The organism is Streptomyces chartreusis NRRL 3882 (genome assembly GCF_900236475.1).
GTDB classification, from domain to species: domain Bacteria; phylum Actinomycetota; class Actinomycetes; order Streptomycetales; family Streptomycetaceae; genus Streptomyces; species Streptomyces chartreusis_D.
The window spans coordinates 2,513,507-2,528,732 of the sequence record NZ_LT963352.1; the positions used below are offsets into that span (position 1 = coordinate 2,513,507).

At 70.2% G+C, this 15,226-nt stretch carries 14 protein-coding genes; 3 read left to right on the forward strand and 11 right to left on the reverse strand.

Annotated elements, in window-relative coordinates:
• Window positions 1-108: 108 nt before the first annotated feature.
• Genes SCNRRL3882_RS10995 through SCNRRL3882_RS11020 form a run of 6 tightly spaced genes read right to left on the reverse strand, consistent with a single transcriptional unit; the run spans window position 109 to window position 7,292 of the window.
• On the reverse strand, window positions 109-1,536 hold the full coding sequence (locus tag SCNRRL3882_RS10995) for an NAD(P)/FAD-dependent oxidoreductase (RefSeq protein ID WP_010044396.1): 1,428 nt from the start codon (window positions 1,534-1,536) through the stop codon (window positions 109-111).
• A gap of 12 nt (window positions 1,537-1,548) precedes the next feature.
• A complete protein-coding gene (locus tag SCNRRL3882_RS11000) occupies window positions 1,549-2,355 on the reverse strand; it encodes an ABC transporter permease (RefSeq protein ID WP_010044400.1) in 807 nt (268 codons plus the stop codon).
• A complete protein-coding gene (locus SCNRRL3882_RS11005) occupies window positions 2,356-3,285 on the reverse strand; it encodes an ABC transporter permease (RefSeq protein ID WP_010044403.1) in 930 nt (309 codons plus the stop codon).
• On the reverse strand, window positions 3,285-4,448 hold the full coding sequence (locus tag SCNRRL3882_RS11010; protein ID WP_173937237.1) for an ABC transporter ATP-binding protein: 1,164 nt from the start codon (window positions 4,446-4,448) through the stop codon (window positions 3,285-3,287). Before SCNRRL3882_RS11010 ends, SCNRRL3882_RS11005 begins: the two co-directional genes overlap by 1 nt.
• A 5-nt stretch (window positions 4,449-4,453) precedes the next feature.
• The gene (locus SCNRRL3882_RS11015) at window positions 4,454-5,701 is read right to left on the reverse strand and encodes a polyamine ABC transporter substrate-binding protein (protein ID WP_010044406.1); all 1,248 of its coding nucleotides are present in this window, start codon (window positions 5,699-5,701) and stop codon (window positions 4,454-4,456) included.
• A gap of 55 nt (window positions 5,702-5,756) precedes the next feature.
• A complete protein-coding gene (locus SCNRRL3882_RS11020; RefSeq protein ID WP_010044407.1) occupies window positions 5,757-7,292 on the reverse strand; it encodes a gamma-aminobutyraldehyde dehydrogenase in 1,536 nt (511 codons plus the stop codon).
• A gap of 200 nt (window positions 7,293-7,492) precedes the next feature.
• Between SCNRRL3882_RS11020 and SCNRRL3882_RS11025 the strand changes: the two genes are divergently transcribed.
• The gene (locus SCNRRL3882_RS11025; RefSeq protein WP_040903765.1) at window positions 7,493-8,062 is read left to right on the forward strand and encodes an NADAR family protein; all 570 of its coding nucleotides are present in this window, start codon (window positions 7,493-7,495) and stop codon (window positions 8,060-8,062) included.
• A gap of 44 nt (window positions 8,063-8,106) precedes the next feature.
• On the opposite strand, the gene SCNRRL3882_RS11030 is transcribed toward SCNRRL3882_RS11025, so the two are convergent.
• Both SCNRRL3882_RS11030 and SCNRRL3882_RS11035 read right to left on the reverse strand, forming a co-directional pair.
• A complete protein-coding gene (locus SCNRRL3882_RS11030; RefSeq protein ID WP_010044409.1) occupies window positions 8,107-8,571 on the reverse strand; it encodes a DUF4190 domain-containing protein in 465 nt (154 codons plus the stop codon).
• Window positions 8,572-8,640: 69 nt separating this feature from the next.
• On the reverse strand, window positions 8,641-9,252 hold the full coding sequence (locus SCNRRL3882_RS11035) for a DUF4190 domain-containing protein (RefSeq protein WP_010044410.1): 612 nt from the start codon (window positions 9,250-9,252) through the stop codon (window positions 8,641-8,643).
• Between the two features lie 234 nt (window positions 9,253-9,486).
• Between SCNRRL3882_RS11035 and SCNRRL3882_RS11040 the strand changes: the two genes are divergently transcribed.
• Together SCNRRL3882_RS11040 and SCNRRL3882_RS11045 are read left to right on the forward strand one after the other, a co-directional pair.
• On the forward strand, window positions 9,487-10,548 hold the full coding sequence (locus SCNRRL3882_RS11040) for an adenosine deaminase (protein WP_010044412.1): 1,062 nt from the start codon (window positions 9,487-9,489) through the stop codon (window positions 10,546-10,548).
• Complete coding sequence (locus SCNRRL3882_RS11045) at window positions 10,533-11,291, forward strand: glycerophosphodiester phosphodiesterase (protein ID WP_010044414.1); 759 nt, start codon at window positions 10,533-10,535, stop codon at window positions 11,289-11,291. The genes SCNRRL3882_RS11040 and SCNRRL3882_RS11045 overlap by 16 nt, the downstream gene beginning before the upstream one ends.
• Here the strand turns inward: SCNRRL3882_RS11045 and SCNRRL3882_RS11050 are convergent.
• The 3 genes from SCNRRL3882_RS11050 to SCNRRL3882_RS11060 form a co-directional block, all read right to left on the reverse strand.
• Window positions 11,236-12,882, reverse strand: a complete 1,647-nt coding sequence (locus SCNRRL3882_RS11050) for an RNA polymerase sigma factor (protein WP_010044416.1) — start codon at window positions 12,880-12,882, stop codon at window positions 11,236-11,238. The genes SCNRRL3882_RS11045 and SCNRRL3882_RS11050 overlap by 56 nt on opposite strands.
• Before the next feature lie 128 nt (window positions 12,883-13,010).
• The gene (locus tag SCNRRL3882_RS11055) at window positions 13,011-13,538 is read right to left on the reverse strand and encodes a hypothetical protein (protein WP_010044418.1); all 528 of its coding nucleotides are present in this window, start codon (window positions 13,536-13,538) and stop codon (window positions 13,011-13,013) included.
• A gap of 106 nt (window positions 13,539-13,644) precedes the next feature.
• Window positions 13,645-15,084: a gamma-aminobutyraldehyde dehydrogenase gene (locus tag SCNRRL3882_RS11060; RefSeq protein WP_010044420.1), complete on the reverse strand. Its 1,440-nt coding sequence runs from the start codon at window positions 15,082-15,084 to the stop codon at window positions 13,645-13,647.
• Window positions 15,085-15,226 lie beyond the last annotated feature (142 nt).

Sequence of the window (15,226 nt, forward strand, 5' to 3'; positions counted from 1 at the left end):
TGAATCTCGCGGAACGCGCAGGGCGTCCCGAGGGAGAGGGAGGTCTCCGTGCGGTCATTACGCGGGTTGTGGCCCCTCGTTGGAGTGAACCGTCTCACACCCGCGGGTTCAGCTGTCGAAGCCGAGCCCCAGCCGGTCCATCGTGCGCAGCCACAGGTTGCGGCGGCCGCCCTGGGCGTCCGCGCGGGCCAGGGACCACTTGGTGAGGGCGATGCCCGTCCAGGCGAAGGGTTCCGGCGGGAAGGGCAGGGGCTTCTTGCGGACCATCGCCAGTTCCGTGCGCTCCGTGCGCTCGCCGGACAGCAGGTCCAGCATCACCTCGGCACCGAAGCGCGTGGCACCGACACCGAGACCGGTGTAGCCCGCCGCGTACGCGACCTTCTGCTGGTGAGCGGTGCCGAAGAACGCCGAGAAGCGGGAGCAGGTGTCGATCGCGCCGCCCCAGGCATGGGTGAAGCGGACGCCCTCCAGTTGCGGGAAGCAGGTGAAGAAGTGTGCGGCGAGCTTGGCGTAGGTCTCCGGGCGGTCGTCGTACTCGGCGCGGACGCGGCCGCCGTAGGGGTAGATCGCGTCGTAGCCGCCCCAGAGGATCCGGTTGTCGGCGGACAGGCGGAAGTAGTGGAACTGGTTCGCCGAGTCCCCGAGGCCCTGGCGGTTGTGCCAGCCGATCGAGGCCAGTCGCGCGTCGCTGAGCGGCTCGGTCATCAGGGCGTAGTCGTAGACCGGGACGGTGTACGAGCGGACCCGTCGGACCAGGTTCGGGAAGATGTTCGTGCCGAGGGCGACCTGGCGGGCGCGGACCCGGCCGTAGGGGGTGCGCACGGCCATGCCGGGGCCGTACGGCTTCAGGGTGAGGGCGGGGGTGTGCTCGTAGACGCGGACGCCCAGTTCGGCGCAGGCCCGCTTCAGGCCCCAGGCGAGCTTCGCGGGATGCAGCATGGCCACGCCTCTGCGGTCCCACAGGCCCGCCTGGAAGGTCGGTGAGTCCACCTGTTCCCGGACCGCCTCGGTGTCCAGGAACTCGACGTCGTCGGCGAGGCCCCGGCGAACCGTCTCCTCGTGCCAGGCGCGCAGTTCCGTCGCCTGGTAGGGCTCGGTGGCGACGTCGATCTCGCCGGTGCGTTCGAAGTCGCAGTCGAGGGAGTGCCGGGCGACCGCCGCCTCGATCGCGTCGAGGTTGCGGGCGCCCAGCTCCTGGAGCTTGTGGATCTCGTCGGGCCAGCGGGCGAGGCCGTTGGGCAGGCCGTGGGTGAGGGAGGCGGCGCAGAATCCGCCGTTGCGACCGGAGGCGGCCCAGCCCACCTCGCGGCCCTCCACCAGCACCACGTCCCGCCGCGGGTCGCGTTCCTTGGCGATGAGCGCGGTCCACAGTCCGCTGTAACCGCCGCCGACGACCAGCAGATCGCAGGTCTCGGAGGTGGTGAGGGCGGGTTCGGGGCGGGGCCGGCCGGGGTCGTCCAGCCAGTACGGGACCGGCTGGGCGTCGGAAAGCGAACGAATCCACGTGTTCCGCTGGTTCATGGCGCTCGGGGCCATGATGTCAACTCCCTACGGTTGTGCCTTCTGTCTGTTGCGGCGATTGCCGACGGCCATGGAAGCCAGGACGAGCAGTACGGCGACGATGAACATGGCCGTGCCGATGACGTTGATCTGGACGGGCGTTCCGCGCTGCGCCGAGCCCCAGACGAACATGGGGAAGGTGACGGTCGAGCCGGCGTTGAAATTGGTGATGATGAAGTCGTCGAAGGAGAGGGCGAAGGCGAGCAGGGCGCCCGCCGCGATTCCCGGCGCCGCGATCGGCAGGGTGACCCGGACGAACGTCTGGAACGGGCCCGCGTACAGGTCCCGCGCCGCCTCCTCCAGTTTCGGGTCCATCGACATCACGCGTGCCTTGACGGCCGTGACGACGAAACTCAGGCAGAACATGATGTGCGCGATGAGGATCGTCCAGAAGCCCAGCTGGGCGCCCATGTTGAGGAACAGGGTGAGCAGCGAGGCGGCCATGACGACCTCGGGCATCGCCATCGGCAGGAAGATCAGCGAGTTCACGGCGCCGCGGGCGCGGAACCGGTAGCGGACCAGCGCGAAGGCGATGAGCGTGCCCAGGAGGGTGGCGCCGAGGGTCGCCCAGAACGCGATCTGGAGGCTGACCGACAGCGAGCCGCACAGGTCGGAGACGCCGCACGGATCCTTCCACGCGTCCAGGGAGAACTGCTGCCATTCGTAGTTGAAGCGCCCCTTCGGTTTGTTGAAGGAGAACACCGTGACGATGACGTTCGGCAGCAGCAGATAGCCGAGTGTCAGCAGTCCCGCGATGACGACGAGATTTCTTTTCAGCCAGTTGACGAAGGGCATTTAGACCAGATCCTCCGTCCCGGACCTGCGGATGTAGAGGGTGACCATGAGGAGAATGGCCGCCATGAGGATGAAGGAGAGCGCCGCGGCCGTCGGATAGTCGAGCACTCTGAGGAACTGCGTCTGGATGACGTTTCCGACCATGCGGGTGTCCGTGGAACCGAGCAGGTCGGCGTTGACGTAGTCGCCGCTGGCCGGGATGAAGGTCAGCAGCGTGCCGGAGACGACACCCGGCATCGACAGCGGGAAGGTGACCTTGCGGAAGGTCGTCCAGGGACGGGCGTACAGGTCGCCGGCGGCCTCGTGGAGCCGGCCGTCGATGCGCTCCAGCGAGGTGTAGAGCGGAAGGATCATGAACGGCAGGAAGTTGTACGTCAGTCCGCAGACCACCGCCAGCGGCGTGGCCAGGACGCGGTCGCCGGCGGTCCAGCCGAGCCAGTTGGTGACGTCCAGGACGTGCAGCGTGTCGAGCGCGCCGACGAGCGGGCCGCCGTCCGCGAGGATCGTCTTCCAGGCCAGGGTGCGGATCAGGAAGCTGGTGAAGAACGGCGCGATCACCAGGATCATGATCAGGTTCCGCCAGCGGCCCGCGCGGAAGGCGATCAGATATGCGAGCGGGTAGCCGAGCAGCAGGCACAGGATCGTCGCGGTGCCCGCGTAGAGCACCGACCGGACGAACTGCGGCCAGTACGCGGTGAGCGCGTCCCAGTACGTGGCGAAGTGCCAGGTGACCTTGTAGCCCTCCTCCAGGGAGCCCGTCTGCACGGACGTGGAGGCCTGGTAGATCATCGGCAGCGCGAAGAAGACGACCAGCCAGAGGATGCCGGGCAGCAGCAGCCAGTACGGCGTCCAGCGGCCCCTGCGCTTCGGGGGTTCCGGCTCGGGGGCTTGGGGCACGAGCGGCGGTGGCGCTTCGGTGAGTGTCGACATCAGGCCGCCTCTTCCGCTCCGGCGGAGCCCTCTGTCCCGGCAAACACGGACTGGGCGGCGTCCAGGCCGAAGGTGTGGGCCGGGTTCCAGTGCAGGACGACCTCGGCGCCGGGCACCAGGCGGGGGTCGCGGTCGATGTTCTGGGCGTAGACCTCGAAGTCGGAGCAGACCGGGCTGTCGACGACGTACTGCGTGGAGACACCGATGAAGCTGGAGTCCGAGATCGTCCCGGTGATGCGGTTGCGGCCCTCGGGTATCTCGCCGGCGTCGTCCGCGTGGGTGAGGGAGATCTTCTCCGGGCGGACGCCGACCAGCACCTTGCCGCCGGTGCTCGCGGCCGCCGAACAGCGCGCCTCGGGCAGGACGAGCTTGCCCCCGCCCGCCTTCAGCACGATCTCCTCACCGCTCTTGGAGTCGACCTCGGCCTCGATGAAGTTGGAGGTGCCGAGGAAGTTCGCGACGAACGTGGTGCGCGGGTTCTCGTAGAGGTCGGCCGGCGCGCCGAGCTGCTCGACGCGACCCGCGTTCATCACGGCGACCGTGTCGGCCATGGTCATGGCCTCCTCCTGGTCGTGCGTGACGTGGATGAAGGTGATGCCGACCTCGGTCTGGATGCGCTTGAGTTCCAGCTGCATCTGGCGGCGCAGCTTCAGGTCGAGGGCGCCAAGCGGCTCGTCGAGGAGGAGCACCTTGGGGTGGTTGATCAGCGCGCGGGCCACGGCGACGCGCTGCTGCTGACCGCCGGAGAGCTGGTGCGGCTTCTTGCGTGCCTGCTCGCCGAGCTGGACGAGGTCGAGCATCTCCTCGACCTGCTTCTTCACGGACTTCATGCCGCGCCGGCGCAGTCCGAAGGCGACGTTCTCGAAGATGTCGAGGTGCGGGAAGAGGGCGTACGACTGGAAGACCGTGTTCACGGGCCGCTTGTACGGCGGGAGCGCGGTCACGTCCTGGCCGCCCAGCGAGACGGTGCCGGCGGAAGGTTCCTCCAGACCGGCGATCATGCGCAGGGTGGTGGTCTTGCCGCAGCCGGAGGCGCCGAGCAGGGCGAAGAAGGAGCCCTGCGGGACGGTCAGGTCGAGCGGGTGCACGGCGGTGAAGGCGCCGTAGCTCTTGGCTATGCCCGCGAGGCGGACGTCACCGGTGGGGTCCGTTGTGTTCGTCATGGTGGTCACGCCCCCGTCAGCTTCGCGAACTTCGCTTCGAACTCGGTCTCTTCCTTCGCACTCAGCGAGCGGAAGGCATGGGACTTCGCGGCCATGGCCTTGTCGGGAATGATCAGCGGGTTGTTCGCCGCGTCTTTGTCGATCTTCTCCAGCTCGGCCTTCACCCCGTCGACGGGGCACACGTAGTTGATGTACGCGGCGAGTTCGGCGGCCGGCTTCGGCTCGTAGTAGAAGTCGATGAGCCGCTCGGCGTTGGTCTTGTGACGGGCCTTGTTGGGGATCAGCAGGTTGTCGGTCGACGTCATGTAGCCGCTGTCCGGGATGAGGAAGTCGATGTCGGGGCTGTCCGCCTTGAGCTGCACGACGTCACCGGCCCAGGCGACACAGGCGGCGAAGTCGCCGCTGGTCAGGTCCGAGGTGTAGTCGTTGCCGGTGAAGCGGCGGATCTGGCCCTTGTCGACGGCCTTCTGGAGGCGGGCGATGGCCGCGTCGTAGTCGTCGGCGGTGAACTTCGCCGGGTCCTTGCCCATGTCGAGCAGCGTCATGCCGACGCTGTCGCGCATCTCCGACAGGAAGCCGACCCGCCCCTTGAGCCTGGGGTTGTCGAGCAGGTCGGATATCGACGTCACCTCGACGCCGTCGAGGGCCTTCTTGTTGTACGCGATGACGGTGGAGATGCCCTGCCAGACGTACGAGTAGGCGCGGCCCGGGTCCCAGTCGGGGCTGCGGAACTGGGCCGACAGGTTGGCGTAGGCGTGCGGCAGGTTGGCCGGGTCCAGCTTCTGCACCCAGCCCAGGCGGATGAGGCGGGCGGCCAGCCAGTCAGTGAGGACGATCAGGTCACGGCCGGTGTCCTGGCCCGCCGCGAGCTGCGGCTTGATCTTGCCGAAGAACTCGTTGTTGTCGTTGATGTCCTCGGTGTACTTGACCTTGATGCCGGTGCGTTTCGTGAACTGTTCCAGCGTCGGGTGGTGCTTGCCGCTGTCGTCGACGTCCATGTACTCGGTCCAGTTGGAGAAGCTCACCGTCTTCTCCTTCGCCGAGTGGTCCTCTGCCGGGACGCCGCCCTGCGACCGGCCCGCCGCCGGGATGCCGCAGGCGCTCAGCGTCCCGAGTCCGCCGACCGCCAGCGCCCCGCCCGCGGAGGCGCGCAGCAGCGACCGCCGGGTGAGGGCGGCCCTGCCGTTCCTGAAACTGCGCCGCATGGCGGCCACTTGGGCCGGGGACAGGCGGTCGGGCTCGTACTGCTCCATGCGCGTGGTGCCCTTTCGGAGGGTGGGCGGCCGTTGGTCAGGCGGCCTGCTACGGCTATCGGTCCCCGAAGACGGTGCGGTGCCAGTCCTTCGCGGCCACCGCGGTGTTGTCGAACATGACGTGCTTGATCTGGGTGTACTCCTCGAACGAGTACGCGGACATGTCCTTGCCGTAGCCGGAGGACTTGTAGCCGCCGTGCGGCATCTCGCTGATGATCGGGATGTGGTCGTTGACCCACACACAGCCCGCCTTGATCTCGCGGGTGGCCCGGTTCGCCCGGTACACGTCCCGGCTCCACGCGGAGGCGGCCAGCCCGTACGGGGTGTCGTTGGCGAGCGCGATCCCCTCGTCGTCGGTGTCGAACGGCAGCACGACCAGGACGGGTCCGAAGATCTCCGACTGGACGACCTCACTGTCCTGGGCGGCGTCGGCGATGAGGGTGGGCCGGTAGTAGGCGCCCTTGGCGAGTTCGCCCTCCGGTGCTTCCCCACCGGTCACCACGCGCGCGTAGGCGCGCGCCCGGTCGACGAAACCGGCGACACGGTCCCGCTGGACGTGCGAGATCAGCGGTCCGAGGTCGGTGCCGGCGGCGAAGGGGTCGCCGAGCCGGACGGTCTCCATGAGCGCCGCCGTCCGTTCCACGAAGGCGTCGTAGAGCGGTCGCTGCACGTACGCGCGCGTGGCGGCCGTGCAGTCCTGCCCGGTGTTGATGAGTGCGCCCGCGACCGCGCCGTGGGCGGCGGCCTCCAGGTCGGCGTCGTCGAAGACCACGAAGGGCGCCTTGCCGCCGAGCTCCAGATGGAGGCGCTTGACGGTGGCGGTGGCGATCTCGGCGACGCGCTTGCCGACGGCGGTGGAGCCGGTGAAGGAGGTCATGGCCACGTCGGGATGGCCGACGAGGTGCTCACCGGCCTCCCTGCCGGTGCCGGTGACGATGTTGACCACGCCGTCCGGGATCCCGGCGTCCGTGGCCGCCCGGGCGAAGAGCAGCGAGGTCAGCGGGGTGAGCTCGGCGGGCTTCAGGACGACGGTGTTGCCCGCGGCGATCGCCGGGAGGATCTTCCAGGCGGCCATCTGGAGGGGGTAGTTCCAGGGCGCGACGGAGCCGACGACACCGATGGGCTCGCGCCGGACGTACGACGTGTGGTCTCCGGAGTACTCACCGGCGGACTGGCCCTGGAGAAGCCGTGCGGCACCGGCGAAGAAGGCGGTGTTGTCGATCGTCCCCGGGACGTCGAACTCCCGGCTCAGCTTCAGCGGCTTGCCGCACTGGAGCGACTCGGCACGGGCGAAGTCCTCGGCACGGTCGGCCAGGACCGCGGCGAACCGGTGCAGGGCGTCGGAACGCTCGCCGGGTGTGGTCGCCGCCCAGCCCGGGAAGGCTGCGCGGGCGGCTGCCACGGCCCGGTCGACGTCGGCCGTGCCCGCCAGTTCGTAGCGGAGCACCTCCTCGCCCGACGCCGGGTCGACGACCGCGTGCGTGCGGCCCGAGGTGCCCCTGGTCAGGCGCCCGGCGATGTACTGCGCGCCCTCCGCGAAGCGCTCCTCGGCCGGGAATCGGTCCGGGGTGGCGTTGCCAGGGTTGTGCATGTCGCTCTCCTCCGTGTCCCCGCGGTGGGGCCGGCGTGGCTCAGGCTCGATTTGAGTGCCGATCCTGACAGAGGTATGGCACGCCAACAAGGGATTCCGTTGTTGATTTTTGGTTACGCGACGGAATCTGTCGACCAGGTGTCGAGTCCGCCATACCCCGGCAGGACGGTGTGTCAGTGGTGCGTGCCAGACTCGCGTGCATGGAGGAGATCACGGGGGCGGTCCATTCCCGGGACGCCTTGATCAAGGCGGTCCGCGCGGGGGCCAGGATCAAGTATCTGCACTTCTGGGGGCACCGGCCGCGGCCGGACGGCCGGATCGGGGCGAGCTGTCTGAGCCAGTGGTGGCCGGCGCCGTTCACGGTGGACGGCGTGGAGTACGCGACGGCCGAGCACTGGATGATGGCGGGCAAGGCCCGGCTCTTCGAGGACGCGGCGGCGGAGCGGGCCGTCCTGGCCGCCGGGCATCCCGCCGAGGCGAAGAAGGCCGGGCGGCTCGTGCGCGGGTTCGACGAGGCGAGATGGGAGCGGGAGCGGTTCCGGATCGTCGTGGAGGGCAATGTCCACAAGTTCGGTGCGCATCCCGGGCTGCGGGAGTTCTTGCTCGGCACCGGTGACCGGGTGCTGGTCGAGGCGAGTCCCGTGGACCGCGTGTGGGGCATCGGGCTGGCCGCGGACGACGAGGCGGCGGCGGATCCGGAGCGGTGGCGGGGGCCGAACCTGCTGGGCTTCGCGCTGATGGAGGCGCGCGAGCGGCTGCGCGGGTCATGAGCCGGGGGCCGACCCACAGGACCGGCCCCCGTGAAGCAGCGGCTTCAGGCAGCCGCGCCGAGCCCGCCCATGATGCTGGCGAAGAGCAGGAAGCCCAGCAGCGGAAGGATCACGGTGGCGATGATGCCGCAGACCAGTCCGGCGGTCGCCGCACCCTTGTTGGTGGCCTCACCTCGGGTGGCCTTGCCCCGGCCGATGGCGCCGAAGATGATCGCGAGGATGCCCAGGATCACGCCGAAGAACCACAGCAGGAAGGTCAGGCTGCACACCACACCGATGATGCCCAGCACCAGACCCGTGGTTCCCATGCCGTTGCTCGGCTGCGCGGGCATCGCGTAGCCGGGCGCCTGGGGGTAGCCCGCGGGGGGCGCGGCCGGGTAACCGGGGGTGCCCTGGGGGTAGCCGTAGCCGGGGCCGCCCTGCTGCGGATAGCCGTAGCCGGGGGCCGGCTGCTGCGGGGGCTGGGACGGCGGACCGAACCCACCGGGCGTGGGGTTGGTGTTGGACATGGACGATCTCCCCTCCGTTGTCAGACCAGGGAATCGTAGTGGCCGAAACCGCCGCGCAGTACGGGAGTTTCAGTGGTGGGACGCGGCGGTGGCCACGGGGCCCAGGGCGCCGTAGGACGGGTCGTCGTCGAAGTCGTCGCTGTTGATCGCGGCCGTGATGCCGACGGCGATCAGGACGATCACGGTGATGCCGAGGATGATCCCGATGATGCCCATGATCAGGCCCGCCTGCGCCTGACCGTGGTTGGTGGCCACGCCGGCCTCGGCGCGCTTGCGGCCCTTGATGCCGAAGACGACGGCGAGGATGCCGGTGACCAGGGAGACCACGCCGTACAGACAGAAGAGCGTGCAGGAGATGATGCCCAGCACCATCGCGGCGATGCCCATGCCGTTCTGGGGGGCCATGGGCATGCCGGGCCAGCCGTAGCCTGCCTGGGGGTAGCCGGGGTAGCCGTAGCCGCCGGGGGCGACGGGCGGGGGCGGGACAGCGCCGGTGCCGGAGGTGTCGAACTGGGGCGTGCCGGTGGGTGGGGTGAAACCCGCGCTGGGCATCGAGGTGACCGTGGCCTGGTCGTGCACGGACGGCGGCGGCGTCTGGTTCTTGTCGAGCGAGGTCTTGTTCTCCGGGGGCGCCCACGGGTCGTGGCCGCCGCCTCCGTCTGGTTGCGTCGCGTCCGTCATGGTGCATCCCCCCTGGGTCGATCGTGCCGCCATGCTACGGGGCCGTTGGGTGCGTGCCACAGGGCGGGTGCCCGGGGTTGTTCGCGCCCGCGAGGCGGAGCCGCACATCGAGACAGCCCGCTCCCCTCAAAGGGGCGCCGCACCACGGCCTACGATGATGCCGAGTCATCGATCAGCCGATCACCCGCGCCCGCCCGCCACGCGCCGGCAGGAGCGCCGTTCCGGGGAGGAACCTTGACCCAGCATCTCGTCGACCCCCGCGCCCCGCGCGACCTCACGGCGTTCGTCGCCGGACTGCCCAAGGCCGAACTGCACGTGCACCACGTGGGCTCCGCCTCCCCCCGGATCGTGTCCGAGCTGGCCGCCCGCCACCCCGACTCGAGGGTCCCGACCGATCCCGCCGCCCTGGTCGACTACTTCTCGTTCACCGACTTCGCCCACTTCATCGAGGTGTACCTGTCGGTCGTCGACCTGATCCGCACGCCGGAGGACGTCCGGCTGCTGACCTTCGAGGTGGCCCGCGACCTGGCCCGGCAGCAGGTGCGGTACGCCGAGCTGACCATCACCCCGTTCTCCTCCACCCGCCGCGGCATCGACGAGCGCGCCTTCATGGACGCGATCGAGGACGCCCGCAAGGCCGCCGAGGCCGATTTCGGGACCGTGCTGCGCTGGTGCTTCGACATCCCCGGCGAGGCGGGGCTCGAAGCCGCCGAGGAGACGACCAGGCTCGCCACCGACGACCGGCTGCGCCCCGAGGGCCTGGTCTCCTTCGGTCTGGGCGGGCCCGAGGTCGGCGTGCCGCGTCCGCAGTTCAAGCCGTACTTCGACCGGGCGATCGCCGCCGGGCTGCACTCCGTACCGCACGCCGGTGAGACCACCGGCCCTCAGACCGTGTGGGACGCCCTGACGCATCTGCGGGCCGAGCGCATCGGGCACGGCACCAGCTCCGCGCAGGACCCGAAGCTCCTCGCGCACCTCGCCGAGCACCGGATCCCGCTGGAGGTGTGCCCGACCTCCAACATCGCCACGCGCGCGGTCCGCACCCTCGACGAGCACCCGATCAAGGAGTTCGCCGAGGCCGGGGTCGTCGTCACGATCAACTCCGACGACCCGCCGATGTTCGGCACCGACCTCGACAACGAGTACGCGGTCGCCGCCCGGCTGCTCGACCTCGACGAGCGGGGCCTGGCCGACCTGGCGAAGAACGCCGTGGAGGCGTCCTTCCTGGACGCGGCGGGCAAGGCCCGGATCAAGGAGGAGATCGACACCTACACCGCGGCGTGGCTCGACCGGTGACGCCCGCCCCCGAGCACCCCGGACGCCACGTGACCGCCGTGGCCCACCGGGGCGACCCCTACCGCCACCGCGAGAACACCGTCGCCTCGCTGCGTTCGGCGCTCGACCGGGGCGCGGACGCGGTCGAGATCGACGTACGGCTCACCCGGGACGGCGTGCCGGTGCTGCTGCACGACGGGACGCTGAAGCGGCTCTGGGAACACGAGCGGCCGGTGCTCGCGCTGTCCTGGGAGGAGGTGCGCGGGCTGACCGGCGGCGGGGTTCCGGCCCTGACCGAGGCGCTGGCCGCGACCGACGGCCACCGGGTGATGATCGACCTGCCCGGCTCCCCCGACGTGCGGGCGGTGCGGCGGGTGATGGACGCCGTACGGGAGTCCGGGGCGGCGGACCGCGTCTACTACTGCGCCGGCGCCGACGCCATGCTCGCCGTGCGTGCGGCGGACCCGGCCGCCGAGATCGCCCTCACCTGGACGACGCTGGCCCCGCCCCGGCCCGTCCTGCTGGAGGCGATCCGCCCGCGCTGGCTCAACTACCGTTTCGGCCTGGTGGACCGGCCCCTGGCCGAGCGGGTCCACCGCGACGGCTACCTGCTGTCCGTCTGGACCCCCGACACGCGCCGCTCCATGCGACGGCTGCTGCGCGCCGGGGTGGACTCCATCACGACCAACCGCATCGACGTGCTGTGCGCTACACGCGCGAGCGCTGCGGGACCGTCGCCGGATCGGCCGGGGTCGCACGCGTGACGTACTGCGGCACCGGCGCGCTGTCCGTGCCGGTGTCGCGGACGAGTCCGTAGCGGATGGCGCCCTGGGCGGGGCCCACGTTGACGTCCTTGTCCACGGCCGCCCAGTCGGTCGGGAAGACGATGAGGCCGTAGTCGCAGCCGCGTTCGTTCTGGGTGAGGGTGACGGTGCCGTCGAGGTAGAAGTACTCGTTCTGCCACATCTGCTGGGTGCCGGGCGGCAGCACCGCGTACCCGATGTCCGGGCCGCCCATGCCGGTGGCGTAGCCGTTCGGGGCACCCGGCAGCGGGTCGTCCATGCGGCGCGTGCCGCCGGAGGCCACGTGGAACAGCTTGCCCTTGAGGCCGGTCCAGGAGGGCATGACCAGCGCGCCGGGCCGGGACTTCGGCGAGATCTGCCAGCGGACCAGGACGTAACCCCGGCCGCTCAGCGTCACGCTGTCGCCGCGGTGCTGCATGACGGCCTTCGGGCCGCCGGTGCTGGTGATGCCGGACTCGGGGCGGCGCGGCAGGGCGGCGGGCCGGGCGTCCGGGTCGGGGGCGCGGTCGACGGCGTCGACGACCGTGCCGTACAGGTCGGCCTTCTTCGTCGCCGTCGGCGAGGGCGTGGGGGTGGGGGTGGGCGTGGGTGTGGCCGAGGGCGGTGGTTCGGAGGTGGCCGTCGCCGTGGGGGTCACGGCGGCCCGGGGTGGCGGGGCGTCCGGCGGCTGGGTGACGACGTAGGCGCCGCCCGCCACGATCGTCGCGCCGGCGGTCATCGCGACGGCCGGCTTGGTGAGCGCGCCCAGCAGCTTGGCGGACCACCCGGCGGAGGTGGCGGCCACGGCCGTCTTGCCGCCGAAGGCCAGCGACAGGGTGAACCCGACGGGCAGCGGGACGAGCGCGATGCCGACCAGGAGGCGTTCCGCCGGTACGACCGTCTCCCCCCGGGTGCCGCCGCAGTAGCCGCAGCCGCGGATGTGCCGGGCCAGCCGCTTGCGCCACACCGAGTCGGGCCGGCCGTTCCAGCGGCCGGTCAGCTCGCGCAGGCCGGGGCAGGCGCCGTCCAGGGCGCGGACGATGCCGCGCGCGGTCTCCAGGCGCTCCTTCACCCGCTGCACGCGCACGGCGGCGTGCTGCCGGGTGATGCCGACGGCCGCGGCGAGTTCGCGGCGGGTCAGTTCGCCCGCGACCTCCAGCCACCACAGCGACAGCAGTTGCCGGTCCTCGTCGTCGAGCCATCGCACGGCCTCGGCGACCTCACGCCGCTGCCCCTCCAACTGCAGCCGCAGCACGGTCAGTTCGGCGAAGTCGGAGGCCGCCGACTCCTCCAGCCGCTCCGGGGTCCGGCGCCGGGCGCGGTCGCGTATCTGGCGCATGGCGATCGCCACCAGCCACGACCGGAAGCTGTCCGGGTCGCGCAGCGAACCGAGGTTGTCGACCGCGCGCAGCATGGTCTCCTGGACGACGTCGTCGACGTCGGCGTGGCCGTTCAGGGCCCGGCCCACGATGTTGTAGACCAGCGGCAGCCAGCCCGCGACGAGCTCGTCCAGCGCCTGCCGGTCGCCGGACTGCGCCGCCGTGATGGTGGCGCGCCAGTGCTGACTGTCCACGGTGGCCTCTCGCCGGCTGAGATCAGTACTTTTCCGCACGCACCCTCTCAGGCAGGACGGTGGTCTTGGCCATGTGGGGGATCACAGGCGGGGAGACGGCGTGAAGGTTCTCGGGATAACAGTTTTTCTCAGCCGCCGGGCACCGGGATGGCGGCCACCGGCGCGGTCAGCGCCTCCAGCCGCTTGATCCGCTGCCGTACGACGTACAGGGGGATCACCCCGAACACCCCGAAGGCCATGTCGATCACCGACCACCAGAAGGGGATCCCGCGCAACGGCCCGCAGATCAGGGCGAGCGGAACGATGCCCGCGCAGGCGATCATCCCGAACTCGACGACCCAGATGTTGCGGACCGGGTCGCGGTAGGGCCCGTAGAAGGCGACCGCGATCACCAGGTGTGCGAAGGCCAGCCAGTCCGTGCCATAGAGAAGGAAGGGGTATTCGGCGTCGGCCTCGTCGAGCCCGGCCCGCACCCGCTCGATCCACTCCGTCAGCCCGGGCAGGTGGTCCCCCACGGACAGCGCACGCAGCAGTTCCTCGGTCCAGCGCAGTTCGTGCACCAGGGGAAAGGCCGTGGCGCCGCTGAGCACCAGGCACACGACGAAGAAGACCAGCCAGGCGCGAATGCCCTTCAGCAGGGCGGCTCTGTCGCTCATGGCGGCACTCTACGCCCATGTTGAACATGTTCAAAAACAGTTCTGCGGGCAGACGAACGGCCCCGGGCCGCATCAGCGCCCGGGGCCGCCACGACCGAAGGGAGTGCTACGCGTCCAGCGACGTCATCACGTGCTTGATCCGCGTGTAGTCGTCGAAGCCGTACGCCGACAGGTCCTTGCCGTAGCCGGACTTCTTGAAGCCGCCGTGCGGCATCTCCGCGACCAGCGGGATGTGCGTGTTGATCCAGACGCAGCCGAAGTCGAGCTTCTTGGACATCCGCATGGCGCGGCCGTGGTCCTTGGTCCACACGGAGGAGGCGAGCGCGTACTCGACGCCGTTGGCCCACTCCACCGCCTGGTCCTCGTCCGTGAAGGACTGCACGGTGATGACCGGGCCGAAGACCTCCTTCTGGATGATCTCGTCGTCCTGCTTCAGGCCCGAGACGACGGTCGGCGCGTAGAAGTACCCCTTGTCGCCGACCCGCTTGCCGCCGGTCTCCACGCGCGCGTGCGCGGGCAGCCGCTCGATGAAGCCCTCGACCTGCTTGAGCTGGTTGGGGTTGTTGAGCGGGCCGAACAGCACGTCCTCGTCGTCCGGCTGCCCGGTCTTGGTCTCGGCGGCGGCCTTCGACAGCGCGGAGACGAACTCGTCGTGGATGGACTCGTGGACGAGCACGCGCGTGGCGGCCGTGCAGTCCTGGCCGGCGTTGAAGTAGCCCGCGACCGAGATGTCCTCGACGGCCTTGGCGATGTCGGTGTCCTCGAAGACCACGACCGGCGCCTTGCCGCCCAGCTCCAGGTGGACGCGCTTGACGTCCTTGGAGGCGGACTCGGCGACCTGGATGCCGGCGCGCACCGAGCCGGTGATGGAGGCCATCGCCGGGATCTCGTGCTCGACCATCATGCGGCCGGTCTCGCGGTCGCCGCAGATGACGTTGAAGACGCCCTTCGGCAGGATCCCGCCGAGGATCTCCGCGATCAGCACCGTGGACGCCGGGGTGGTGTCGGACGGCTTCAGGACGACCGTGTTGCCCGCCGCGATCGCCGGGGCGAACTTCCACACGGCCATCATCATCGGGTAGTTCCACGGCGCGACCTGCGCGCAGACGCCGACCGGCTCCCGGCGCACGATGGAGGTCAGGCCCTCCATGTACTCACCGGCCGAGCGGCCCTCGAGCATCCGCGCCGCACCCGCGAAGAAGCGGATCTGGTCGACCATCGGCGGGATCTCCTCGGAGCGGGTCAGCCCGACCGGCTTGCCCGTGTTCTCCACCTCGGCCGCGATCAGCTCCTCGGCGCGCTCCTCGAAGGCGTCCGCGATCTTCAGCAGGGCCTTCTGGCGCTCGGCGGGCGTGGTGTCGCGCCAGCCGGGGAAGGCCTCGGCGGCCGCCGCCATCGCGGCGTCCACGTCCGCCTGCCCGGACAGCGGAGCGGTCGCGTACGCCTCGCCCGTCGCGGGATTGACCACGTCGGTGGTCCGTCCGTCGGCGGCGTCCCGGAACTCACCGCCGATGTAGTTGCGCAGACGACGCAGCTCGGTGCTCACTGCCGGCCCTCCAGTTCGGATGTCCAGTACTTGAGACACCCACCCTAGTCGGCCGGTCCACGTTTTCAACACCCCCGCTCCCTTCGATCGTGCGGAATCCGCAGATGCGAGCTACACAAACAACGGATTTCATCGATCAGAC

What these genes read in the sequence shown, in the direction of transcription:
- SCNRRL3882_RS11010 (WP_173937237.1), bottom strand. Translation starts at nt 4,448, where the DNA reads ATGACGAACACAACGGACCCCACCGGTGACGTCCGCCTCGCGGGCATA.
- SCNRRL3882_RS10995 (WP_010044396.1), bottom strand. Translation starts at nt 1,536, where the DNA reads ATGGCCCCGAGCGCCATGAACCAGCGGAACACGTGGATTCGTTCGCTT.
- SCNRRL3882_RS11025 (WP_040903765.1), top strand. Translation starts at nt 7,493, where the DNA reads ATGGAGGAGATCACGGGGGCGGTCCATTCCCGGGACGCCTTGATCAAG.
- SCNRRL3882_RS11035 (WP_010044410.1), bottom strand. Translation starts at nt 9,252, where the DNA reads ATGACGGACGCGACGCAACCAGACGGAGGCGGCGGCCACGACCCGTGG.
- SCNRRL3882_RS11055 (WP_010044418.1), bottom strand. Translation starts at nt 13,538, where the DNA reads ATGAGCGACAGAGCCGCCCTGCTGAAGGGCATTCGCGCCTGGCTGGTC.
- SCNRRL3882_RS11020 (WP_010044407.1), bottom strand. Translation starts at nt 7,292, where the DNA reads ATGCACAACCCTGGCAACGCCACCCCGGACCGATTCCCGGCCGAGGAG.
- SCNRRL3882_RS11000 (WP_010044400.1), bottom strand. Translation starts at nt 2,355, where the DNA reads ATGCCCTTCGTCAACTGGCTGAAAAGAAATCTCGTCGTCATCGCGGGA.
- SCNRRL3882_RS11030 (WP_010044409.1), bottom strand. Translation starts at nt 8,571, where the DNA reads ATGTCCAACACCAACCCCACGCCCGGTGGGTTCGGTCCGCCGTCCCAG.
- SCNRRL3882_RS11015 (WP_010044406.1), bottom strand. Translation starts at nt 5,701, where the DNA reads ATGGAGCAGTACGAGCCCGACCGCCTGTCCCCGGCCCAAGTGGCCGCC.
- SCNRRL3882_RS11005 (WP_010044403.1), bottom strand. Translation starts at nt 3,285, where the DNA reads ATGTCGACACTCACCGAAGCGCCACCGCCGCTCGTGCCCCAAGCCCCC.